This window comes from Pseudomonas sp. MM213 (assembly GCF_020423045.1).
Taxonomy (GTDB): domain Bacteria; phylum Pseudomonadota; class Gammaproteobacteria; order Pseudomonadales; family Pseudomonadaceae; genus Aquipseudomonas; species Aquipseudomonas migulae.
The window spans coordinates 4,267,424-4,291,607 of sequence record NZ_CP081943.1 but is presented as its reverse complement, the minus strand read 5'-3'; the positions used below and the strand labels follow the sequence as shown (position 1 = coordinate 4,291,607).

Here is a 24,184-nt window from a genome sequence, read left to right as displayed (position 1 = left end):
GCATGGACATGCGCGCAGATCTGCTGATTGTCGGGGCCGGAATGGTCGGCAGCGCCCTGGCGCTGGCGTTACAGGACAGCGGGCTGGAAGTCCTGCTGCTGGACGGCAGCCCGATGAGCGTCAAACCCTTCGACGGGCAAGCGCCGTTCGAACCGCGCGTGAGCGCGTTGTCGGCGGCCAGCCAGCGGATTCTTGAACGCCTCGGCGTGTGGGATGGCATTGCCAGCCGGCACAGCAGCCCGTACACCGACATGCACGTCTGGGACGGCAGCGGCACCGGTCAGATCCACTTTTCCGCCGCCAGCGTGCATGCCGAGGTACTTGGGCATATCGTCGAGAACCGCGTGGTTCAGGACGCCTTGCTCGACCGTTTGCACGACTGCGACCTCGGGATGCTGGCGAATGCGCGCCTGGAGCAGATGCGCCGCTCCGGCGATGACTGGCTGCTGACGCTCGCCGATGGCCGCACCTTGCGTGCGCCGCTGGTGATTGCGGCGGATGGTGCCAACTCGGCGGTTCGGCGCCTGGCCGGGGTGGCCACGCGCGAGTGGGATTATCTGCACCACGCGATCGTCACCAGTGTGCGCAGCACCAGGCCTCATCAAATGACGGCCTGGCAGCGCTTCACCGACAACGGTCCCTTGGCGTTTCTGCCACTGGAACGCGACGGTCAGCAGGATTGGTGTTCGATCGTCTGGTCGACCACGCCGAGCGAAGCCGAACGGCTGATGGCGCTGGACGACACAGCGTTTTGCCTCGAACTGGAACGCGCCTTTGAAGGCCGGCTCGGCACGGTGCTGAGCGCCGACCCGCGTCTGTGCGTGCCGCTGCGTCAGCGTCACGCCAAGCGGTATGTGGCCGAAGGTCTGGCGCTGATCGGCGACGCGGCGCACACCATTCACCCGTTGGCCGGGCAGGGGGTGAACCTCGGTTTCCTGGATGCCGCGGTCCTGGCTGAAGTGCTGCTGCAAGCGGCCGAACGGGGCGAGCGGTTGGCGGATGCGAAAGTGCTGAGCCGTTACGAGCGTCGGCGCATGCCGCATAACCTGGCGTTGATGGCAGCGATGGAAGGCTTCGAGCGCTTGTTCCAGGCGGATCCGCTGCCGGTGCGCTGGTTGCGTAATACCGGTTTGAAGATCGTCGAGCAGATGCCGGAGGCCAAGGCGTTGTTTGTGCGTGAGGCGTTGGGGTTGACCGGGGATTTGCCGGCTCTGGCCAAGGCCTGACTTTCGCTGGAGCTGATGGCCCCTTCGCGGGCAAGCCTCGCTCCTACAGGTTTCGAGTTGATCGCGACATTGGCGTACAACACAAAACCTGTAGGAGCGAGCGGGCGGCGTTCCGACTTGCCCGCGAAGGCGTCGACACATCCGCTACACATCCCTAGCCATGCAACATCTGGTAACTCCTCCGCAAACTGATCGATTGAGAAGGTAAATGTGAGTCCTTATCATTTGCCCTCACTTTTCGAATCGAGAGATCGCTCCCATGTTGGCACCGAAGCGTCTACTGACAGCACTCGCCCTGACCCTGATCGGCAGCACCGTCGCCCAGGCCGCTGACGAGGTAGTGGTTTACTCCTCGCGTATCGACGAGCTGATCAAACCGGTGTTCGACGCCTACACCGCGAAAACCGGCGTACAGGTGAAGTTCATCACCGACAAGGAAGCGCCGCTGATGCAGCGCATCAAGGCCGAGGGCGAGAACGCCACCGCCGACCTGCTGCTGACCGTCGATGCCGGCAACCTGTGGCAAGCCGAGCAGATGGGCATCCTGCAACCTTTCACTTCGAAAACCATCGACGCCAACATCCCGCCGCAATACCGTGCGGCTTCTCATGCCTGGACCGGCCTGAGCCTGCGGGCGCGGACCATCGCGTACTCCACCGACCGGGTGAAACCGGGCGAGTTGACCACTTACGAAGGTCTGGCCGACAAGAACTGGGAAGGCCGCCTGTGCCTGCGTACGGCGAAGAAGGTCTACAACCAGTCACTGACCGCCACCATGATCGAAGTGAATGGCGCCGAGAAAACCGAGAAGATCCTCAAAGGCTGGGTCAACAACCTGTCCACCGACGTGTTCTCCGATGATGTCGCGGTATTGGAAGCAATCAACGCCGGCCAGTGCGACGTCGGCATCGTCAACACTTACTACTACGGCCGTCTGCACAAGCAGAAGCCTGATCTGGCGGTGAAGCTGTTCTGGCCGAATCAGGCTGATCGAGGCGTACACGTCAATCTTTCCGGCATTGGCCTGACCAAGCACGCGCCGCACCCGGAAGCGGCCAAGGCGCTGGTGGAGTGGATGACCACGCCTGAGGCGCAGAAGATCTTCGCTGATGTGAACCAGGAATTCCCGGCCAACCCTACGGTGGCGCCGTCCGCGGAAGTCGCCGCCTGGGGCAAGTTCGTCGCCGATACCTTGCCGGTGGAAGTCGCTGGCAAACGTCAGGCTGAAGCGATTCGCATGATGGATCGGGCTGGCTGGAACTGAGTCTGTCGATATACTGCGCCCCGCCTGTGTGCAGACACCGCTGACCCTGTAGGAGCGAGCCTGCTCGCGATGAATGTTAACGATAACGCGGGGTGCCTGACGGTCCGCGGTGTCGTGACGTTCATCGCGAGCAAGCTCGCTCCTACAATGGCCTCTGTGTATCGTCCATCCGCTCGAGAGTTTGTCCTTGGCCCACCCCGCCCAACGCCGCTGGTATCCCCTGGTCTTCGCCATCGCTGCGCTGGTCTTGCTGCCCCTCAGCGTTCTGTTGCTCTCCTGGCAAACCATCGATCATCAAATCTGGTCCCACCTCTGGGACACGCAGATGCCGCGGCTGCTGGGCAACACGCTGACCCTGGTGCTTGGCGTCGGTGCCGGCGTAACGCTGCTGGGTGTCAGCCTCGCCTGGCTCACCAGCCTCTGCGAATTCCCCGGTCGGCGCTGGCTGGATTGGGCGTTGATGCTGCCGTTCGCGATTCCGGCCTACGTGCTGGCGTTCGTCTTCGTTGGATTGCTGGATTTTGCCGGTCCCGTTCAAACGTTGATGCGCGAATGGTTCGGCACGGGCCTGCGACTGCCGCGAGTCCGCTCGACCGGCGGCGTCATCCTTGTTCTGGTATTGGTCTTCTATCCCTACGTTTACCTGCTGGCGCGCACGGCGTTTCTCGCTCAAGGCAAAGGCCTGATGGAAGCGGCGCGAGTCCTGGGGCAATCGCCGTGGCAGGCGTTCTGGCGCGTCGCGTTGCCGATGGCACGCCCGGCCATCGGTGCGGGTGTGGCGTTGGCGCTGATGGAAACCCTGGCGGATTTCGGTGCGGTGTCGGTGTTCAACTTCGACACGTTCACGACGGCGATCTACAAAACCTGGTACGGCTTCTTCAGCCTTTCGACTGCCGCACAACTGGCCAGCCTGTTGCTGTTGGTGGTAATGGTCGTGCTGTACGGCGAGCGCCGCGCGCGCGGGGCCAACCGCGCAAGCAATGAACGACCGCGGGTCAAAGCGCTGTATCACCTGCGCGGCTTCAAAGCGCTGGCAGCGATGAGCTGGTGCGGTCTGGTGTTTGCCTGCGCCTTCGTGATCCCGGTGCTGCAATTGGTGGTGTGGTTCTGGCAGCGCGGGCGTTTCGACCTGGATGAGCGTTACACCGGCCTGATCGTCCACACCTTGTATCTGGGCGGCATGGCGGCGCTGATTACTGTCAGCGTTGCGCTGGTGCTGGCATTTGCCCGGCGCCTGGCGCCGACCCGGGCGATCCGCTCCGGTGTCAGCCTGGCCAATCTCGGCTATGCGCTGCCGGGTTCGGTGTTGGCGGTGTCGATCATGTTGGCGTTCAGTTATCTGGATCGCGAGCTGGTGATTCCGCTGTCGGGATGGTTGGGTGGTGCCGGCAAGCCGTTGCTGTTGGGCAGCCTGTCGGCCTTGCTGCTGGCCTATCTGGTGCGATTCATCGCGGTGGCTTACGGGCCACTGGAAAACAGCCTGGCGCGTATACGGCCATCTTTGCCCGAAGCGGCACGTAGCCTTGGGGTCGGTGGTCCGCGACTGTTTTTCAAAGTGTATCTGCCGTTATTGCTGCCCGGCACATTGAGCGCTGCGTTGCTGGTGTTCGTCGACGTACTCAAGGAAATGCCCGCGACCCTGCTGATGCGCCCGTTTGGCTGGGATACGCTGGCCGTGCGCATCTTCGAAATGACCAGCGAGGGCGAGTGGGCGAGGGCGTCATTGCCGGCGCTGACCCTGGTTTTGGTCGGGCTGTTACCGGTCATCGGATTGATTCGACGTTCAGCGCATCGAAACACCTAGGTGTCAGTCCTACACCTTGAGGCTACAATGCGCGGCATTCGGTGCGGTCCGTCCTACAGACCCGGTTGCTGAAATCGGCTGAAAGCCTTCTATTTCAAGGCGTTCACTCCGTGCAGCACCGGCCCGCACCTTCGCCACGCCCGGAAGGAGAAACCCATGGGACAGCGTACGCCTCTGTATGACCTTCATCTCGCCCTCGGCGCGAAGATGGTCGATTTTGGCGGTTGGGATATGCCTCTGCATTACGGCTCGCAGGTCGAGGAACACCATCAGGTGCGCCGCGATTGCGGGGTTTTCGATGTATCCCACATGACCGTGATCGATGTCAGCGGCGGGCAGGCCAAGGCCTGGCTCCAGCATTTGCTGGCCAACGACGTCGAACGCCTGCACAGCCCCGGCCGTGCCTTGTACAGCACCATGCTCAATGAACGTGGCGGCATCGTCGACGACATGATCGTCTATCGCCTCGAGGACGGTTATCGCCTGGTGGTCAACGCCTCCACCCGCGATCAGGACCTGGCGTGGATGCAGGCGCACCTCGACGGCTTCGATGTGCAGCTCAACGAGCGCTCCGAGCTGGCGATGCTGGCCATTCAAGGCCCGCATGCCCGACACAAAATCTCCGAACTGGTCACCCAGTCTCGCGGCAACCTGATCCAGTTGCTCAAGCCGTTCGAAGGCCAGCCTGACGGTGACTGGTTCATCGCACGCACCGGCTACACCGGCGAAGACGGTCTGGAAATCATTTTGCCGGCCAGTCAGGCGCCAGGTTTCTTCAACGATCTGGTGGGTGCAGGCATCTCGCCGATTGGCCTTGGCGCACGGGATACGCTGCGTGTCGAAGCCGGCATGAACCTGTACGGTCAGGACATTCATCAAGATGTTTCGCCGCTGGCCTCGAACATGGCTTGGAGCATTGCCTGGGAGCCGGCCTCTCGCCAGTTCATCGGCCGGGGCGCTCTGGAAGCTGAACGGGCAGGCGGCGTGCAGCACAAACTGGTGGGGCTGGTCCTTGAGGAGCGTGGGGTTTTGCGCGCTCATCAGGTGGTCCGCATCGCCAATGTTGGCGAAGGAGAGATCACCAGTGGTAGTTTCTCTCCTACGCTTAGCAAGTCGATTGCACTGGCGCGCGTGCCAATGGCGACTGCCGACCGCGCAGAAGTGGAAATCCGTGGCAAGTGGTACCCGGTCCGAGTGGTCAAACCGACCTTCGTACGCCATGGCAAAACCTTGATTTAACCTTTTCTGGCGGGCAACGACCGCTGACAATTTTCTTGAGGACACAGAATATGAGCGATATCCCTGCCGACCTGCGTTTTGCCGAAAGTCACGAATGGGCCCGTCTGGAAGCCGATGGCACCGTCACTGTGGGCATCAGCGATCACGCTCAGGAAGCCTTGGGCGATGTGGTGTTCGTTGAGCTGACTGAAGTAGGAAACGTCTTTGCAGCTGGTGATCAATCCGGCGTGGTTGAGTCGGTTAAAGCAGCGTCCGACATCTACTCCCCGGTTGCCGGTGAAGTGATTGCGATCAACGAAGAGCTGAGCGCCAATCCGGAACTGCTCAACTCCGACCCGTACGGTGCCTGGATCTTCAAGCTCAAGCCAAGCAACACCGCCGATCTGGACAAGCTGCTTGATGCGGCTGGCTACAAGGCCGCCATCGGCGAGTAAACATCGCCAAAAGCGGATCCGCTACAAGAACGCCGCGTTTTCCTTGCCTGGAGAACGCGGCGTTTTTGTTTAATGCCGTGCGGTGAAGTCTTGCTGACCATTCATGTCGCCATTGCTACCGCTTTGTCTACCCTGGCGTGAAGCGCCGTTATTTGGTCTGCTGTCAGAAGTACTGCCGGTTCGCCGGGAACCCAAACACCACTGTCGTTGTAAGTGATTGTTTTGGATTCTCCGTCATTGACCGTGACGACGTAAGGGTTGGATACATTGCCTGGGATTAAAGAGCCCGTCACTTGGGTTGTGCCGAACCATAGTTGAAACTGGTTTTTTGGCGTCATGGTCGTTGCACCGATACTCATCCCGCCTGAACAGTTCACCCAAATACAATAACCTTTGGAGTCCAGCAGAATTTCCCGAGGGTTAGCCGGTAATTGGTTGTTGATTAAAATATTTCCAGGGGTGCCGCCATTTGTGGCGGGGCTGAATACGCCATATTCATTGAGTGTCGTTTTTTGTCCGGTATTGATGGGGAGATTTTTACCTCCTGAAGTAAATGTAATATCGCCTTCTTGAATTGGAGTGTTTGTAAAGTTGACCATGAAAGAGGGGGTGGATATGTCGAATGTGTTTTTGTATTGATAACTGGAGTTGTTTGTTGTGGCTTTGGGGAGCTTTGCTGACCATATGACGGTAAAGCTATTGTTTACCATTTTTGCAAGGTAAAGACTGTAGTTGTTGGTTTTTTGGGCGATCAGTTGTGCCTCTTCGATATAAACAATAATTTGTTGTTGGCTCATGGCTGTTTTCCATTCATCCAGCGGAGTGTTTCATGGCGGGCTTCCAGGCTCACCTGATTCGCTGTGGCGTTTGTACTGTCAATAAAAAACCCTGTAGATCGAGGATTTACAGGGTTTTTTGAACATGTTTGCGCGTTCAAGACTGTCTACGGTAAGACGAAATGCTTCCAGTCCATTGTGCAAACGGTGCTCGAATCGCCCTCCATACTATGCCGCTACTCTGCTCTCTACCTTGGCTACCTTGGCATGCAACTCCGCGACTTCCTTGTCGCTGAGGCGTTTGGCCGGCTCGCCAGTCACCCAGTCGCCTTCGTTGTTATAGGTGAGGATGAAGCTGTCTCCAGCCCTCAGGGTTGCCACATAGGGATTGGATAGATTTTGGGCAATCAGCGAGCCTGTTTGTTGAAGGTTTCCGAACCACAGTTGGTATTGGTCTAACGGTGTCAGCGTAGCGGTGCCGATGTTCATGCCGCTCGCGCGATTGACCCAGATATTATTGCCCTTGGAATCCAGCAGTATCTCGTGGGGATTGCCTTTCAGTAGGTTGTTGATAAGTACCTCTGATTTCACGCCGCCGTTTTTGGCCGGTGAAAAAATACCGTATTCATCCAGCGTTGTCGTTTGGCCGGTAGTGATGGGCAGGTTTTTCCCACCGGAGGTAAAGGTGACATCACCTTGTTTGACCGAATCGTTCGTAAAGTTGACATTGAAGGACGGTGTCGTGATATCGAACGTGTTTTTGTACTGATAGCTAGGATTGCGGGTGGTGGCCACCGCGCCTTTTGATTGCCAGATAACAGTAAAATCTTCATTTACCTTTTTGGCTAGATAAAGGCTGTAGCCGTTTTCTTTTTGGGCAATCAGTTGATCTTCTTCGATGAACAAAATTATTTGCTGGCTCATTTTTGAACTCCATTTCGAATAAAGCGTAGCTTGGGTTGTTTGTAACTGGGTAGTGGCTTTTTGGTTCCGTTGCCCAGTCCTCAACAAACATAGCATGCGGATTATTGCGCTATAGATCTATTGGCTATGCTTTGATTCTATCTATCGCGATTGGTTTTTTTAAGAGTTTGGCTGTTTTAATAAGTGTTGGTTTTTCACCTATTTGCAAGCACCGTTGCGCGGGTACTTATGAATGGTTTTATTTTTGGCGAGTAAGAATAACTATATATAACTATCGGCGATGCATATATCGCTGAAATGAAATAGCCTAAAAGTCTTGGCGTGTTTTATATGCATCAGGGACGGGCCGCGTCCAAAGACGCCATGCCGCGCGCAGGGGAGCTATGCTGGTTTGACCGTGTTGCATCGACGTTGAGCGCCAGTCAAGAGAGAGCCCGTCATGTCCCAGTTGCCGTCCTTGAGCCAGTTACGCGATCCCAATGCCTTCCTCCGCCGTCACCTCGGGCCCGATGCTGCCGAGCAGCAGGCGATGCTCGACAGCCTCGGCGTTGGTAGCCGTGTCGAGCTGATCGAGCAGACGGTACCGCCGGGAATCCGCCTTAACCGGGCGCTAGACCTGCCACCCGCCCTCGACGAACAGGCCGCGTTGGCAAAGCTGCGGGGCTACGCCGAGCAGAACCAGGTCTGGACCAGCCTGATCGGCATGGGCTACCACGGCACGCTGACGCCGACCGTCATTTTGCGCAATGTCCTGGAAAACCCCGGTTGGTACACCGCCTACACGCCGTATCAACCCGAGATCGCCCAAGGTCGGCTCGAAGCGCTGCTGAACTTCCAGCAATTGACCATCGACCTCACGGGCCTGGAACTGGCCAATGCCTCGCTGTTGGACGAGGCCACGGCGGCGGCAGAAGCCATGGCCCTAGCCAAGCGTGTCGCCAAGTCCAGGAGCAATCTGTTCTTCGTCGATGAAAACTGTCATCCGCAGACCATCTCCGTGGTGCAGACCCGGGCCGCAGGTTTCGGTTTCGAGCTGATCATCGACGCTGTGGATAACTTGAAACAGCACCAGGTGTTCGGCGCGCTGCTGCAGTATCCCGACACCCACGGCGAGATTCGTGATCTGCGTCCGTGGATTGATCACCTGCACGCCCAGCAAGCCCTGGCCTGCGTCGCCACCGATCTGCTGAGTCTGCTGTTGCTGACGCCGCCGGGAGAATTGGGTGCCGACGTGGTGTTCGGCTCGTCCCAGCGGTTTGGCGTGCCCATGGGTTACGGCGGCCCCCACGCGGCGTTTTTTGCCAGTCGCGATGAATACAAGCGTGCGATTCCGGGGCGAATCATCGGCGTCTCGAAAGACGCGCGCGGCAACATTGCGTTGCGCATGGCCCTGCAAACCCGTGAGCAACACATCCGCCGGGAGAAGGCCAACTCGAACATCTGCACCGCCCAAGTGCTGCTGGCCAATATCGCCAGTTTCTACGCGGTCTACCACGGTCCGGAGGGGCTGAAACAGATCGCCCAGCGTGTTCACCGGCTGACCTGCATCCTCGCCGCGGGTCTGGAGCGTCGCGGCATTAGCCGCCTGAACAAACACTTCTTCGACACGTTGACGCTGGAAGTCGGTGGCACTCAAACCGCGATCATCGAAAGCGCGCAGGCCGCGCAGATCAACCTGCGGATTCTGGGGCGCGGGCAATTGGGCCTCAGCCTCGACGAAACCTCTGACGAAAGTACCGTGGCGAAATTGTTCGATGTTTTCCTGGGTGCCGATCATGGGCTCAACGTCGACGAACTGGACGCTGAAACCCTGCCTTCCAGCATTCCTGACGGGCTGCTGCGCACTTCGCCTTACTTGCGTCACCCAGTGTTCAGCGCCCATCACAGCGAAACCGAGATGCTGCGCTACCTCAAGCAATTGGAGAACAAGGACCTGGCGCTCAATCAATCGATGATTCCGCTTGGCTCTTGCACCATGAAGCTCAACGCCACCAGCGAAATGATCCCCATCACCTGGCCGCAATTCGCCAACTTGCACCCCTTTGTGCCGAAAGAGCAGGCGGCCGGTTACACGCTGATGATCGAAGAACTGGAGCGCTGGCTCTGCGCGATCACCGGTTTCGATGCGATCTGCATGCAGCCCAACTCGGGTGCCCAGGGCGAGTACGCGGGGTTGCTGGCAATTCGCAAATACCACGAGAGTCGGCATCAAGGCGGGCGGGATATCTGCCTGATCCCGTCCTCGGCCCACGGCACCAACCCTGCCTCGGCGCAGATGGCCGGAATGCGCGTGGTGATCGTCGAATGTGACGAGGCGGGCAACGTCGATCTGGAAGATCTGAAAGGCAAGGCTGCCGAAGCGGGCGACAAACTCGCCTGCCTGATGGCGACGTATCCTTCGACCCACGGCGTGTACGAGGAAGGCATCAGCGAGATCTGTGAAGTTATCCACAGTCACGGCGGTCAGGTGTACATGGATGGCGCCAACCTCAATGCACAAGTCGGGTTGGCGCGGCCGGCGGACATTGGTGCCGACGTTTCCCATATGAATTTGCACAAGACTTTCTGCATTCCCCACGGCGGTGGCGGGCCCGGCATGGGGCCGATTGGCGTGCGGGCGCACTTGGCGCCGTTCGTGGCCAACCACCCGGTAGTGGCGATTGACGGCCCGCTGCCGGAGAACGGCGCGGTCAGCGCGGCGCCCTGGGGCAGCGCGAGCATTCTGCCGATCAGCTGGATGTACATCGCGATGATGGGGCCGCAACTGGCGGACGCCAGTGAAGTGGCGATCCTTGCCGCGAATTATCTGGCGCAGCATTTGTCGGGGGCGTTCCCGGTGCTCTACACCGGGCGTAACGAGCGTGTGGCCCACGAATGCATCCTTGATTTGCGACCGCTCAAAGTGCTGACCGGCATCAGCGAAGAGGACGTCGCCAAGCGCCTGATGGACTACGGTTTTCATGCGCCGACCATGTCCTTTCCGGTGCCGGGCACCTTGATGGTCGAGCCGACCGAAAGTGAGTCGAAGGCGGAACTGGACCGCTTTATCGGGGCGATGCTGAGTATCCGCGCGGAAATCACCGAAGTGCAAAACGGCAATTGGCCGGCGGAAGACAATCCGCTGAAACGGGCGCCGCACACGTTGGCCGACATCACCGGGGTTTGGGAGCGGCCCTACACCATCGAACAGGGCGTCACGCCGGACGCGCACACCAAGGCGCATAAGTATTGGCCGGTGGTGAATCGCGTCGATAACGTCTATGGCGACCGGAACCTGTTTTGCGCGTGTGTCCCGGTGGACGATTACCGCTGAAACACACACGGCCCTGTAGGAGCGAGGCTTGCCCGCGAAAGCGTCTTAACATCCAACATTTATGTTGACTGACATGACGCTTTCGCGGGCAAGCCTCGCTCCTACAGGATGGTTGTGTCGGGCACAAAAAATGCCGCTCATGTGAGCGGCATTTTTGTTCAGCCGTAAATCTTACTTCGACGCGACGGCATTCTTCGCCAGGATCGCATTCGCCAGTTCCATATCCGTGGCCTGCAGGCCCGGGTTGTCGGCGCGGACTTTCTGCATTGCGGCTTCCAGATAGGGGCCGCGAATAGCGCCGTCACTGGCGACAAAGCTGCCGGCGTCGTCCTGGGCGGCGACGATCAGCTTTTGATCCCTGGAGGTCAGGTAGGACGAACCGGTGGTGGCACCGGAAGTAAGGACGTTACGCCAAAAGCTGTCATCAGCCATCGCCGAACCGACAGGAAGGGACAACAAGGCGAGGGTAGCAACAGCAAGTTTGAAACGCATGATGGGTGACTCCACTGGGTTAACTACGCGGGGTTGGATTGCCAATGACCCTGCCGAGTTCCATCACGGTCGCAGCTACTTTTGTTCACTCTGCGGCGTCACCCGCAGCACCTCCTCGATCGTCGTCAAACCCGCCGCCACCTTCTGTGCGCCCGACAGTCGCAAGCTGCGCATGCCTTCCTTGAAAGCCTGGCGCCGTATCGCCAGCAAGTCGGTGTCGGGGTTGATCAGCGCTTTGATGCCATCCGTCAGTTGCATGATTTCGTACACCCCGGCGCGGCCGCGATAGCCGGTGTCGCGGCATTCCAGGCAACCGATGGCGCGTTGCGCATTGCCGGGCAATGGCGCTTGCCAGGGTTTGGTCAGGGTTTGCCAGTCTTCTTCACTCAGGGTCAGCGGGGCCTTGCAGTGCGGGCACAACGTACGGACCAGCCGCTGCGCCATGACGCCGAGCACCGTGGCCTTGATCAGGTAATGCGGCACGCCGAGTTCCAGCAGGCGGCTGATGGCGCTGGGTGCGTCATTGGTGTGCAGCGTCGATAGCACCAGGTGGCCGGTGAGCGCAGCCTGAATCGCCATTTCGGCCGTCTCCAGGTCCCGGATCTCGCCGATCATGATGATGTCCGGGTCTTGTCGCATCAGTGCGCGCACACCGGCAGCGAAAGTCAGGTCGATGTTGTGCTGGACCTGCATCTGGTTGAAGGCCGGCTCGACCATCTCGATCGGGTCTTCGATGGTGCAGAGGTTGACCTCCGGCGTCGCCAGTTTTTTCAGCGTGGTGTAAAGCGTGGTGGTCTTGCCCGAACCGGTCGGGCCGGTCACGAGGATGATGCCGTTGGGCTGGCTCGTCATGTCCTGCCAGCGGCGCAGGTCTTCGGCGGAAAACCCAAGCTGATCGAAATCCTTGAGCAGCACTTCCGGGTCGAAGATCCGCATGACCATTTTTTCGCCGAACGCCGTCGGTAACGTCGACAGCCGCAGTTCGACTTCGCCGCCATCCGGGGTTTTGGTTTTGACCCGGCCGTCCTGGGGTTTGCGTTTTTCCGCGACGTTCATCCGCCCCAGGCTCTTCAGGCGACTGACAATCGCCATGGTCACCTGCGGCGGGAATTGATAGACGTTGTGCAACACGCCGTCGATGCGAAAGCGCACCGTGCCTTGCTCGCGCCGGGGCTCGATGTGGATATCGCTGGCGCGTTGCTGGAAAGCGTACTGGAACAGCCAGTCGACGATATTGACGATGTGCGCGTCGTTGGCGTCCGGCTCCTGATCGCTGGCACCGAGGTTGAGCAGTTGTTCGAAATTGCCCAGGGTGCTGGTTTGATGATCGTTGTTGGTTGCGCCGCTGACCGATTTGGCCAGGCGAAAGAACTCCACGCTGAAGCGCTGGATATCCACCGGGTTGGCCACCACCCGTTTGATCGGCAGCTTCAACACATGGGTCAGGTCGGCTTCCCAACCCTTGACGTAAGGCTGGGCGCTGGCCACGGTCACGGCGTCGCGATCGATGGACACCGCGAGAATCTTGTGGCGCTGGGCGAAGGCATAGGACATCAGCGGCGTAACGGCCGCGACGTTGATTTTCAGCGGATCGATGCGCAGATAAGGCTGACCGGCCTGCTGCGACAGCCACAGGGTCAGGCTTTCCAGATCGAGGTGTTTACCGGGACGGCTGAGGTCATCCAGCTGTTGGCTGGCGATGAACTCCAGCGGGTGCATCTGGCCATTGGCGGCGTGACGGCGGCGGGCATTCAGTGCGTGCTCGGCCGAATCCTGGCTGATAAAGCCCTGGGCGACCAACTCGCGCAGCAAATCATTGAGATCCAGCCAGCGGTCCTGAAAGGCAAGTTGAACGGACATGCGGGCTCCTCGTGAACAACAGTTCGCAAAGGATAGTCGTGGACCCACCGACCGTTGGGCCACTACCCGACGAATCCGTATCGGGTTTTTTCAGCCCGTCGCCTGAGCGGCTTCAGCCCACGCAGAATCAGACGTTTGCAGGTCCACCGAGCAGACGCTGATCAGGTTACGTAGTTTTTCCGCGATCACTTGAGCGCGGTGCCAGCTCAGTCCGTCCATGACGATGTCGATCGCCAGCAGGTCGTCCGTGCGCTGCACGTTGACCTGTTGCGGCGTCAGGAACTGCAGTGCGAACAGGTTGAGCGCCCGGCACAGCAGGTCCGGTTCGGCTTCGGCCAGCAGTTGGTAGTGCACACGACACTGGGCGTTGCTGGTGTTCCAGACATCGGCGCGAGTGGGCGGGGTGTTCACGGCTTCAAGATGCGGCATGGTCGGTCTCCAAAATCACTGGAGGAATTTTTACATTCGATGCCGGGCATTTCTTATCTATGATGGGGCTAATTAACGATTTATCGAATCATACGATTCAACAAGACATCGATTATAGGTTTTTCTATGCAAAGCGAACTGGATGGCTACGACCGCAAGATTCTCGCGTTGCTGCAAGAGGACGCTTCGCTCTCCAGCGCGCAGATCGCCGAGCAGGTGGGGCTCTCGCAGTCGCCGTGCTGGCGGCGGATCCAGCGGATGAAGGAGGAGGGGATCATTCGTGGCCAGGTGACGCTGCTGGACCGCAAGAAAATCGGGCTCAACACGCAGATCTTTGCCGAGGTCAAACTCAACGCGCACGGGCGTTCGAACTTCACTGAGTTCACCGAGGCGATTCGCGGTTTTCCCGAAGTGCTGGAGTGTTATGTGCTGATGGGGTCGGTGGATTTCTTGTTGCGGATTGTCACGGCGGACATCGAGGCGTATGAGCGGTTTTTCTTTGAGAAGCTGTCGATGGTGCCGGGGATTCAGGAGGTGAACTCGATTGTGGCGTTGTCGGAGATCAAGTCGACGACGAGTTTGCCGGTCTGAAGATTTGCGGTGAATTTGCTGGCCTCTTCGCGGGCAAGCCTCGCTCCTACAGGATCTGCACAGTACCTGTAGGAGCGAGGCTTGCCCGCGAAGGCGGTTTTACATACGCAGCAGCATTTTCCAGGCACGATTCTGATAAACGGCAATCGCCTGCTGCTTGCGCGCATCCAGCAATTCATCGGTGATCGGCTCGTTAGCCAGCAACGCCAACTGTTTCAGCTCGCCGTACAGTCGATCCATTTCCGGGACCTCCAGCACGTTGCGCGCATGGTGCAACCAGGACTGGATGCGCTCGATGCGCGGCAGTTGCTCGGCCAGATCTTCCGGCTGCTGCTGGTAACGCTGCAATTGCAGGGACGTCGCTTCTTCACCAAGCAAGCGCGGCAACCAGCTACCCAGTTGCGCAGCGCCCTGGCGATTGCCGCGAACATTACGATCGGCCGCCCAGGTGCGGGCCAGCAGCCAGCGCGAGGTGTTCAGCGAGAACAGGCCCCAGCGCGGATCTTCGAGTTCTTCGAGGAACTGCTCCGGCGCGGCTTTGCGCACGTCTTCGTCGTCCAGACCGGCTTGAACCAGCGGACGCCAGTCTTCAAGCAAGGCATCCAGCGCGAGACGCAGATCGTGCGTCGACTGACGCGGCGCAGCCTGGCCAAGGCTGCTCAGCAGGGCGCGCAATTCAGCGAGGTTTTCGACCCAGTCCTGCAACAGACGCCAGTGGCCATTGAAGCGATATTGCTCGGCCAGACGCTGGCTGCTGCTCAGCAAGTGCCAGCTCAACGCGGCGAACGCGTCGTCCAGCGGCATTTCGGCGCTGATCTGCGGGGCCGGCAGGCTCAACGAATAGCTGTTGGCGTCGTACAAGCGATAACCGCGTTCGGCCTTGCTGATGTCACACGGCATCAGGGCCAGGGTCGCGGCCAGTTCGGCGGCCAGCTCCAGCAATGCAGCCGGTTCACCTTCGCGCAGTTCCAGTTCCAGCTCGCAGATTTCTTCTTTCTGCTTGCCGACCACCACGTGGCCCAGGTCCAGCGCGGCTTCGATGACCACTTTGGTCTTGCCACGGCCCCAGGCGATTTCAGCGCGTTCGCGGACGAAATCGGTGGTGAAGATCGGCTTCAGGGTTTTCTTGTCCAGCTCGGCCAGCTCTTCAGGCCAGCATTCGCCGTCGAGTTTCTTCACGTCGAGCTTGGCTTTGGGCAGGTTCCAGTCGTATTCGTTACGCTCGGACAAACCGGCGACGCTCTGGCCACGGGTCTTGAGGGTCTGAATGACTTCTTCGCCGTCCTTGCGCAGGCGCAGGGCAACCTTGGCGCGGGCCAGGTCGCGCTCAGGCGTGTCGAAGTACTGGTTCATCAGTTCACGGCGTTCCCAGCCACTTTTGTTGCGTTTTTTCAGGAGCGGGTGCTCGCGCAGTGCGGCGAGGGTTTCGCGGCTGACGCGGAGTTTGATTTCAGTTTCTTTCTGCATGGCCGGAAAATCCAGGATCGGGAGCGCAGCCGGGGGAATGTGTGGCTGCCAAGGTCGTGCAGTGTACAGCACTGCTCAGGCCTACGCGCCGCGACGGTTTATTCCTGTCACCGGATGGTTCTATGATGGACTTCAATTCGGGAGTTGGAGTCAGCGATGCCGTTGCCGTCGATGAAAGATCAGTTCGCTGCGCTGATTGCCGCACCATCGGTCAGTTGCACTCAGGCCAGCCTCGATCAGACCAACCGTCCAGTGATCGATTTGCTGGCGACGTGGCTCGGTGATCTGGGTTTTGCCTGCGATATCCAGCAGGTCAGCCCTGGCAAATTCAACCTGCTGGCCAGTTTTGGTTCCGGCCCCGGCGGTCTGGTGCTCGCCGGGCATAGCGACACGGTGCCGTTCGATGGCGCGTTGTGGCAGACCGATCCGCTGAAGCTGACCGAAGTCGATGGCCGCTGGGTCGGGCTGGGCAGTTGCGACATGAAAGGCTTTTTTGCCCTCGCCATCGAAGCCGTCCTGCCGTTGCTCGACCAGCCGTTCAAACAACCGTTGCTGATCCTCGCCACCTGCGACGAAGAAAGCTCGATGTCCGGCGCGCGTGCCTTGGCCGCAGCAGGACGCCCGTTGGGCCGAGCGGCGGTGATCGGCGAGCCGACCGGGCTCAAGCCGATCCGCATGCACAAAGGCATCATGATGGAGCGCATCGACATTCTCGGTCAGAGCGGCCATTCCTCCGATCCGCGCCTGGGCCATAGCGCCCTCGAAGCCATGCATGATGCGATTGGCGAATTGCGCGGCCTGCGCCTGCTGTGGCAACGTGAATTCCGCAATCCGCAGTTCGGCGTGCCGACTCCGACCATGAACTTCGGCTGCATCCATGGCGGCGATAACCCCAACCGGATTTGCGGCCAGTGTTCGCTGGAATTCGACCTGCGTCCGTTGCCGGGCATGGACCCCAAGGTGCTGCGTGCGGAGATTCTGCAGAAACTCCAGCCGGTTGCCGAGCGCCATCAGGTGAAGATCGATTACGCGCCGCTGTTCCCTGAAGTGCCGCCCTTCGAGCAGGCTGAGGACGCAGAATTGGTCCGCATCGCGGAGCAGCTCACCGGTCATCGCGCCGAAGCAGTGGCGTTCGGGACGGAAGCGCCTTATCTTCAACGCCTTGGCTGCGAAACGCTGGTGCTGGGCCCGGGTGACATCGCGTGTGCGCACCAACCGGGGGAATACCTCGAAATGTCACGTTTGCAGCCTACCGTGCATCTATTACGACAGTTGATTGAACATTACTGCCTGACACCGGCCCAAACGCCGATGTCGGTTGGTTGAGCACCATCCATGTGGGAGCGAGCCTGCTCGCGATGGCGATCTATCATTCAACATCCATGTTGACTGGTCTGGCCTCATCGCGAGCAGGCTCGCTCCCACAGGGTCTGTGTCATGACCGACAAAGTGTATAAATTGCCGATGTTTAAACCCGTATTCATGAGGAGAGCGCGCGTGTCGCCAAGCCTGTTCCGACGATAACCATCAGCCCGCTGTGCGTTTTCTGTTTCGCCCATTTTTTGGCTGCTATTTATTACAGGCCCAGGTTCATGCCCGAATACGTTAATTGGCTTCGTCACGCTTCGCCTTACATCAATGCCCACCGCGATTGCACCTTCGTCGTCATGCTGCCCGGCGACGGCGTGGAGCATCCGAACTTCGGCAACATCGTCCACGACCTGGTGCTGCTGCACAGCCTCGGCGTGCGATTGGTGCTGGTTCACGGTTCCCGTCCACAAATTGAAACCCGTCTCGCGGCACGCGGCCTGACCCCGCATTACCACCACGGCATGCGCATCACCGATGCCGCGACCCTTGAGTGTGTGATTGATGCGGTCGGCCAGTTGCGTATCGCCATCGAAGCGCGCCTGTCCATGGACATGGCTTCGTCGCCGATGCAGGGCTCGCGCCTGCGAGTGGCCAGCGGCAACCTGGTGACCGCCCGGCCGATCGGCGTGCTCGAAGGTGTCGACTATCACCATACCGGCGAAGTGCGCCGGGTTGACCGCAAAGGCATCAATCGCCTGCTGGACGAGCGCTCCATCGTGCTGCTGTCGCCGCTGGGCTACTCGCCGACCGGGGAGATTTTCAACCTCGCTTGCGAAGACGTCGCGACCCGCGCGGCCATCGACCTGGGTGCCGATAAACTGTTGCTGTTCGGCGCGGACCTGGGCTTGATCGATGAAAACGGTCGTCTGGTGCGCGAACTGCGCCCGCAACAAGTGCCGGCGCATTTGCAGCGTCTGGGCAGCAACTATCAGGCGGAACTGCTGGATGCGGCGGCTGAAGCCTGCCGTGGCGGCGTGGCGCGCAGCCATATCGTCAGTTACGCCGAAGACGGCGCGCTGCTGACCGAACTGTTCACCCGTGACGGCGGCGGTACGCTGGTGGCACAGGAGCAATTCGAGGTCGTGCGTGAAGCCGCGATTGAAGACGTTGGTGGTCTGCTGGATTTGATCAGCCCGCTGGAAGAGCAGGGGGTTCTGGTGCGGCGTTCCCGCGAAGTGCTGGAGCGTGAGATCGAGCAGTTCAGCGTGGTCGAGCGCGAAGGCATGATCATCGCTTGCGCGGCGCTGTATCAGATTGCCGATTCGGATGCCGGGGAGTTGGCGTGTCTGGCGGTGAACCCGGAGTACCGTCATGGCGGTCGCGGGGATGAGTTGCTGGAGCGCATTGAAACCCGCGCTCGTGCTCAGGGTTTGAAAACCTTGTTTGTCCTGACTACCCGTACGGCTCACTGGTTCCGCGAGCGCGGGTTTGTGCCAAGCAGCGTCGAGCGCCTGCCGTCGGCGCGGGCGTCGCTGTACAACTATCAGCGTAATTCGAAGATCTTCGAAAAAACCTTGTAACCCGGACCCTGTGGGAGCGAGGCTTGCCCGCGAAGGCGGCCTCAAATTCAACATATGTGTCGGCAGGTATGGCCTCTTCGCGGGCAAGCCTCGCTCCTACGGGGAACGGTGTGTTACTCGGTGACGAATTTCGCACTAACATACGGCGAATAGTCCGGCAGCACCGTCTCAACCTTGCCTTGTTCCTTCAAGAACTTCGCCGTCTCACCAATCGCCTTCGCCGTGCCGCCCTCCAGCAGCGCGGTGGTTTGTTGCGCCTTGGCGTCCGGGAATGCAGAACCGGCCAGCAATTCCGGTATATCGGCGGCATTGGCACCGGTCAGTTTGGCGATTTTCTGTACCGGCACCGAATCGGCGGTCCAGCTGTCTTTATGTGCCGCATAGTCGGCGAACGAGTCCAGCGTCACCTTGGCGAACTTGGCTACGACGTCGGGATGTTTCTCGGCGTAATCCTTGCGCGCCACCCACACTTCAAAAGTCGGCGCGCCCCACTGACCCACCTGTGCAGCGTCAGTCAACGTCTTGCCAGTCTTGCGAATTTCCCCCAGGGCGGGCGACCAGACGAACGCACCGTCGATGTCCCCACGCTTCCAGGCGGCAGCGATTTCCGCCGGTTGCAGGTTCACCACTTTGACTTTCGAGGCGTCCAGGCCCCAGTGCTTCAAGGCACCGAGCAAGCTGTAGTGAGAGGTTGAAACGAACGGTGTGGCGATGGTCTTGCCGATCAGATCTTCCGGTTTCTCGATGCCGCTGCCGTTGCGCACCACCAACGCTTCGGCGGCGTTGATCTGGGCAGAAACGATAAACGCGACAATCGGCAAATTGCGCGAGGCGGCCGCGGCCAGTGGGCTTGAGCCGAGGTTGCCAATCTGTACGTCGCCCGAGGCGATGGCGGTTACTACTTCCGGTCCACTGTTGAAACGACGCCAGTCAATTTTTTGGCCGATGGTTTTCTCGTAGAGTCCATCCGCCTGGGGGACTTTGCTGGGGTCTATTCCGGTTTGATAGCCGACGGTGAGGTTCGCGGCATGGGCGGAAAAAGAAAATAATACCGATACACAAACTGTAACAATTGGGTTGGATAGTGCGCGCTTGGTCGTCATGGCGTAGGCCTTATCGATAGGAATTGTTGCGGAATTGCTTCCAAACCTAATCGATCTAAAAAACGCCTAATAAATACCATTTAGGAATTAGCTTATGAGCTGGCCGCTCTAGTCCGCGGGGCAGCAAACGGTGAGCAAAATTCCTAAACGGTATTAGAAAAGAATCCATTCATTCTTTTCAGGTTTATGACGAAATCATGACCCTGCACGGACCAAAAAACGGGGATTAGACCATGGTCGTAGACACACATGGTTACGATTGACTTGTGGGTCACGCTCTGGCGCTAATCGCGCATCTTAGGACTTGGGACATTGATTCCGGGCCAGGAATACAAGAATTAGAGACGAGAGGAGTTTAACAATGAACAAGTCCACCTTGGCGCTGGCCGTGGCCCTAGGGGTTATGGCGCAGCAGGCAGGCGCCGCCGGTTTCATCGAAGACAGCAAGGCTTCCGTCAGTTCGCGTACCTATTATTTCGACGCCGATGTCCGTGAAGGCGCCAAGACCCCAGCTAACCGTCAGCGCGAAGCCGCTGAAGGCCTCAAATTCGATTACCAGTCGGGCTTCACCCAAGGTGTCGTAGGTTTCGGTATCGATGCCCAGGCATTGGTCGGTATCCATCTGGACGGCGGCAAGGGCCATCACCCGGACAATAACTCCTTCAGCCCTAGCGATACCGATGGTTCGGCAGAGAGTTCGTGGAGCCGCGTGGCGGGCAACGTCAAGGCACGCTTCTCGAAGACAGAGGCCCACTACGGTGGTGCCCTGCAGCCAAACATGCCGATCCTGATCGCGAACGACAGTCGCGTACTGCCGCAAACCTTTGAAGGTGGCACCATCACCTCGAAGGAAATCGACAACGTGACCTTCAACGTAGGTCAGCTGGAGCACGCGACGGGTCGCGCGTCCAGCAACAGCACTGGCCTGTCTGTGGCTGGCGCTACTCAGGACAGCAATCAGTTCCGTTATGCCGGTGCGGACTGGAAAGTCACCAAAGACCTGATGCTGCAGTACTACCACGCGAACCTGGAAGACTTCTACAAGCAGGACTTCCTCGGCCTGGTGCACGTCTACCCGATCGCACCCAACCAGTCGTTCAAGACCGACCTTCGTTATTTCGACAGCAGCTCCGACGGCAAGAACGGTCAGGCTGGCTACCAATTCAACAACAACGGTGGTTTCGCCAAGAACAAGGGCGAGGTCGATAACAAGACCTGGAGCGCCACGTTCACCTACACCCTGGGCGGCAACGCGTTCCTGCTCGGGCATCAGCGTGTCAACGATGACGGCGGCTTCGTCTTCTTGAACCAGGGCAACGTTGTCGATGGCAACGGTCGCAACGAAGGTGGTGGCGGCGCCAGCTTCTACTCGTTCACCGATGCCACTGTGGGCAGCTTTATCCGTGCCGGTGAAAACACCACGTACGGTCAGTACACCTATGACTTCGCGTCTTTGGGTGTACCAGGCTTGAAAGCTTCGGCTGCTTACTTGTATGGCCGGGATATCAAGACCGTCAGCGGCGCGGGTGAAGACCTGAACGAGCGGGAAACCGACCTGCGCGTAGACTATGTGATTCAAACCGGTCCACTTAAAGGGTTTGGCACGACGGTGCGTCACGGTGCTTATCGTGGCAACACCAACGCTGACCAGGACCAGACCCGTCTGATCTTCAACTACACCTACAGCTTCTTGTAAGAGATTGCGCAAAAGAGCCTCGCCGTTTGGCGGGGCTTTTTTGTGTTTTTTTCACATATGCCAATTAGGTATTACTTAGGAATTTATTATTCTTTTTGGCTTTTAAAATAAAGCCCTAAAGTGCATCCCGCCGGGGCCGATATCGAGTGTCCCGTAGCGATTAAAATGCCGCTTTTTATTCCCGCACGGCATGAAAAAGAATGAAATAAATGTATTTACGTTTACCATGCCGGCCCATTCGCCGCGCTTAGACCCTTGACTTAGACACATCAGTTGAGTGGCGCGCGGATTGCGGTTAGCGGTATCCGCACATTTCAGGATCCAGGGCATTCGACTCAGGACCGAAAAAATTAGAAACGAGAGGAGCGAAACAATGAACAAGTCCACCTTGGCCCTGGCTGTGGCCGTAGGGGTTTTGGCGCAGCAGGCAGGCGCCGCCGGTTTCATCGAAGACAGCAAAGCTACTTTGGGGCTGCGTAACTTCTACATCAACACCGATAACCGTGACGGCGCTGGTGCGAACAAAAACGAAGAATGGGGCCAAGGCTTCGATCTGCGTTTCACCTCCGGTTACACCCAAGGCACCGTCGGCTTCGGTATCGATGCTATCGGCCTGCTGGGCGTGCGTCTGGATTCCGGTGGCGGCACTAACGGTGCGACCGCTGCATCCGGGGCCAACTATGGTTCTTACGGCGGCACTGTTTTCCCAAGCAAGTCCAACGGCGAAGCGGTTGATAACTTCTCCAGCCTGGGCCTGACTGCCAAAGCCAAGATCTCCCAGACCGAATTGAAGCTGGGTACCTTGCAGCCAAAACTGCCAGTGATCGTGACCAACGACGGTCGTCTGTTGCCACAAACCTTCCAGGGTGGCCAGATCACTTCGGGCGATATCAAGGACCTTACACTGGTCGGTGGTCAGATCGAGCACGCCAAAGGTCGTAACTCCAGCAACAACGAAGAGTTGTCGATCGCTGGTGCCAACGGTCGCACTGCGGCTGGCCGCGACAGCAACAAATTCTATTACGGTGGCGGTGACTACAAAATCACCAAAGACCTGACTGCCCAGTACTACTACGGCAACCTGGAAGATTTCTACAAGCAGCACTTCCTGGGTCTGGTTCACAACTGGGCAATCGGCCCGGGCGTTCTGAAATCCGACCTGCGCTACTTCAATAGCAGCGACGACGGTGCCAACGGTCACGACTCTACCTACTACAGCACCGGCAACTACACCGCCAGTCCAAGTGGTCGCGGTAAAGTCGACAACAACCTGTACAGCGGCCTGTTCCTGTACACCGTTGCCGGTCACACCTTCGGTGGCGGTTATCAGGTCAGCAACGGCAGCAGCGACTTCCCTTGGCTGAACCAGGGTGACGGCTCGTCGGCTTACATCATCACTGACATGCAAATCCAGAAATTCGCCCGTGCCGGCGAAAAAACCTGGCAAGCACGCTACTCGTATGACTTCGCTAAAGTGGGTGTACCAGGCCTGACCGCTGGCGCTGTGTACCTCAAAGGTGACGATATCGACACCGTGGGCAGCAATGGCCGCGAGAACGCTTCGGGTCGTTCCGAGTGGGAACGCGACTTCACCCTAGCGTACGTTGTACAAGAAGGCCCGCTGAAAAACCTTGGTTTGATGTGGAAAAACGCTATGTGGCGTACCGACCTGCCGAGCACTCGTTCGCAGGACGAAAACCGCCTGATCGTCAGCTACTCGATCCCGCTGTTGTAATAGCGCTCGCGTAACCGCTGAAAAAAAGCCCCGCCCGGCATCACGCCGGGCGGGGCTTTTGCGTTTTCGGGGCGGGGTCACCCCCGTAATCCCGTCCCGAAACGTTCCCTCTTTTGCAGCGACTCAAGGCCTTCTCGAACCTTGGAAGCGATAGTCGTCGCGATGACTTTGCAGGTCCAGTGAACAGATCTTTAATATTCTTTTAGAGTCTAAGAATGGCTTTATTTATTCTTTTTCTAAACTCCCCAACACGAGCTACAGTTGAGTTCTACACCTACTCATCAGGAGCCCACCATGAGCATCAGACTCGGCGACATCGCACCCGACTTCGAACAGGATTCCAGCGCCGGCACCATCCGTTTCCATGAATGGCTGGGCGATAGCTGGGGCGTGCTGTTTTCCCACCCGGCGGATTTCACCCCGGTGTGCACCACCGAGCTGGGCTTCACCGCCAAGCTCAAGGATGAATTCACCCAGCGCGGGGTCAAGGCCATCGCGTTGTCGGTAGACCCGGTGGACTCGCACCACAAGTGGATCGAGGACATCAACGAAACCCAGAACACGATCGTCAACTTCCCGATCCTGGCCGACGCTGATCGCAAGGTATCGGACCTGTACGACCTGATTCACCCGAACGCCAACGACACCCTGACTGTGCGTTCGCTGTTCGTGATCGACCCGAACAAAAAGGTTCGCCTGACCATCACCTACCCGGCGAGCACCGGCCGCAACTTCCATGAAATCCTGCGGGTGATCGACTCGCTGCAACTCACCGACAACTACAAGGTGGCCACCCCGGCCAACTGGAAGGACGGTGAAGAAGTGGTGATCGTGCCGTCGCTTCAGGATCCAGAGGAAATCAAGAAGCGCTTTCCAAAGGGTTATCGCGCGGTGAAGCCGTACCTGCGCCTGACGCCGCAGCCTAATCGTTGATCGACGT

19 protein-coding genes are annotated in these 24,184 nt (G+C 58.8%); 12 read left to right on the top strand and 7 right to left on the bottom strand.

The annotated features are described in order from the left end of the window. The first annotated feature begins 8 nt into the window (after positions 1–8). From K5R88_RS19565 to gcvH, 5 genes are all read left to right on the top strand, one after another. Positions 9–1,226: a 2-octaprenyl-3-methyl-6-methoxy-1,4-benzoquinol hydroxylase gene (locus K5R88_RS19565; protein WP_226300273.1), complete on the top strand. Its 1,218-nt coding sequence runs from the start codon at positions 9–11 to the stop codon at positions 1,224–1,226. Between the two features lie 259 nt (positions 1,227–1,485). Then, the gene (locus tag K5R88_RS19560) at positions 1,486–2,490 is read left to right on the top strand and encodes an extracellular solute-binding protein (RefSeq protein ID WP_008024251.1); all 1,005 of its coding nucleotides are present in this window, start codon (positions 1,486–1,488) and stop codon (positions 2,488–2,490) included. 187 nt (positions 2,491–2,677) lie between these two features. After that, positions 2,678–4,294, top strand: coding sequence for an ABC transporter permease (locus tag K5R88_RS19555; RefSeq protein ID WP_008024249.1), 1,617 nt, complete (start codon positions 2,678–2,680; stop codon positions 4,292–4,294). A 156-nt stretch (positions 4,295–4,450) separates the two neighbouring features. Next, positions 4,451–5,533: a glycine cleavage system aminomethyltransferase GcvT gene (gene gcvT, locus K5R88_RS19550; protein WP_008040703.1), complete on the top strand. Its 1,083-nt coding sequence runs from the start codon at positions 4,451–4,453 to the stop codon at positions 5,531–5,533. 50 nt (positions 5,534–5,583) lie between these two features. Then, positions 5,584–5,967 carry a glycine cleavage system protein GcvH gene (gene gcvH / locus K5R88_RS19545; RefSeq protein ID WP_008040704.1) on the top strand — a complete coding sequence of 128 codons (384 nt, stop codon included), beginning with the start codon at positions 5,584–5,586 and terminating at the stop codon, positions 5,965–5,967. A 101-nt stretch (positions 5,968–6,068) separates the two neighbouring features. Here the strand turns inward: gcvH and K5R88_RS19540 are convergent, their stop codons facing one another. Continuing rightward, positions 6,069–6,764: a hypothetical protein gene (locus K5R88_RS19540; protein ID WP_226298224.1), complete on the bottom strand. Its 696-nt coding sequence runs from the start codon at positions 6,762–6,764 to the stop codon at positions 6,069–6,071. Between the two features lie 207 nt (positions 6,765–6,971). Then, entirely contained in the window at positions 6,972–7,667 is a 696-nt protein-coding gene (locus K5R88_RS19535) for a hypothetical protein (RefSeq protein ID WP_226298223.1), read from the bottom strand. Between the two features lie 439 nt (positions 7,668–8,106). Between K5R88_RS19535 and gcvP the strand changes: the two genes are divergently transcribed. Further along, positions 8,107–10,980, top strand: coding sequence for an aminomethyl-transferring glycine dehydrogenase (gene gcvP / locus K5R88_RS19530; RefSeq protein WP_226298222.1), 2,874 nt, complete (start codon positions 8,107–8,109; stop codon positions 10,978–10,980). Positions 10,981–11,151: 171 nt separating this feature from the next. Here gcvP and K5R88_RS19525 read toward each other — a convergent pair whose 3' ends face one another. The 3 genes from K5R88_RS19525 to K5R88_RS19515 form a co-directional block, all read right to left on the bottom strand. Continuing rightward, entirely contained in the window at positions 11,152–11,472 is a 321-nt protein-coding gene (locus K5R88_RS19525; protein WP_226298221.1) for a DUF2388 domain-containing protein, read from the bottom strand. 75 nt (positions 11,473–11,547) lie between these two features. Continuing rightward, on the bottom strand, positions 11,548–13,332 hold the full coding sequence (locus K5R88_RS19520) for a GspE/PulE family protein (protein ID WP_226298220.1): 1,785 nt from the start codon (positions 13,330–13,332) through the stop codon (positions 11,548–11,550). Between the two features lie 90 nt (positions 13,333–13,422). Then, positions 13,423–13,761: a hypothetical protein gene (locus K5R88_RS19515; RefSeq protein ID WP_223450020.1), complete on the bottom strand. Its 339-nt coding sequence runs from the start codon at positions 13,759–13,761 to the stop codon at positions 13,423–13,425. A gap of 126 nt (positions 13,762–13,887) precedes the next feature. On the opposite strand from K5R88_RS19515, the gene K5R88_RS19510 reads away from it, so the two are divergent. Further along, positions 13,888–14,352, top strand: coding sequence for an Lrp/AsnC family transcriptional regulator (locus K5R88_RS19510; RefSeq protein ID WP_008024235.1), 465 nt, complete (start codon positions 13,888–13,890; stop codon positions 14,350–14,352). A 99-nt stretch (positions 14,353–14,451) separates the two neighbouring features. On the opposite strand, the gene K5R88_RS19505 is transcribed toward K5R88_RS19510, so the two are convergent. Then, on the bottom strand, positions 14,452–15,819 hold the full coding sequence (locus K5R88_RS19505) for a CYTH domain-containing protein (protein ID WP_008026000.1): 1,368 nt from the start codon (positions 15,817–15,819) through the stop codon (positions 14,452–14,454). 156 nt (positions 15,820–15,975) lie between these two features. On the opposite strand from K5R88_RS19505, the gene argE reads away from it, so the two are divergent. Further along, on the top strand, positions 15,976–17,145 hold the full coding sequence (argE, locus tag K5R88_RS19500; RefSeq protein ID WP_226298219.1) for an acetylornithine deacetylase: 1,170 nt from the start codon (positions 15,976–15,978) through the stop codon (positions 17,143–17,145). A 266-nt stretch (positions 17,146–17,411) separates the two neighbouring features. Continuing rightward, on the top strand, positions 17,412–18,710 hold the full coding sequence (gene argA / locus K5R88_RS19495) for an amino-acid N-acetyltransferase (RefSeq protein ID WP_226298218.1): 1,299 nt from the start codon (positions 17,412–17,414) through the stop codon (positions 18,708–18,710). Positions 18,711–18,823: 113 nt separating this feature from the next. Here the strand turns inward: argA and tauA are convergent, their stop codons facing one another. Further along, positions 18,824–19,813: a taurine ABC transporter substrate-binding protein gene (gene tauA, locus K5R88_RS19490; RefSeq protein WP_226298217.1), complete on the bottom strand. Its 990-nt coding sequence runs from the start codon at positions 19,811–19,813 to the stop codon at positions 18,824–18,826. Positions 19,814–20,174: 361 nt separating this feature from the next. Between tauA and K5R88_RS19485 the strand changes: the two genes are divergently transcribed. From K5R88_RS19485 to K5R88_RS19475, 3 genes are all read left to right on the top strand, one after another. Beyond that, positions 20,175–21,509 (top strand): OprD family outer membrane porin, encoded by a 1,335-nt coding sequence (locus K5R88_RS19485; RefSeq protein ID WP_008040737.1) that lies wholly within the window; start codon positions 20,175–20,177, stop codon positions 21,507–21,509. Positions 21,510–21,882: 373 nt separating this feature from the next. Next, the gene (locus K5R88_RS19480; RefSeq protein WP_223434020.1) at positions 21,883–23,244 is read left to right on the top strand and encodes an OprD family porin; all 1,362 of its coding nucleotides are present in this window, start codon (positions 21,883–21,885) and stop codon (positions 23,242–23,244) included. A 294-nt stretch (positions 23,245–23,538) separates the two neighbouring features. Next, positions 23,539–24,177, top strand: coding sequence for a peroxiredoxin (locus tag K5R88_RS19475; RefSeq protein ID WP_008026010.1), 639 nt, complete (start codon positions 23,539–23,541; stop codon positions 24,175–24,177). Positions 24,178–24,184 lie beyond the last annotated feature (7 nt).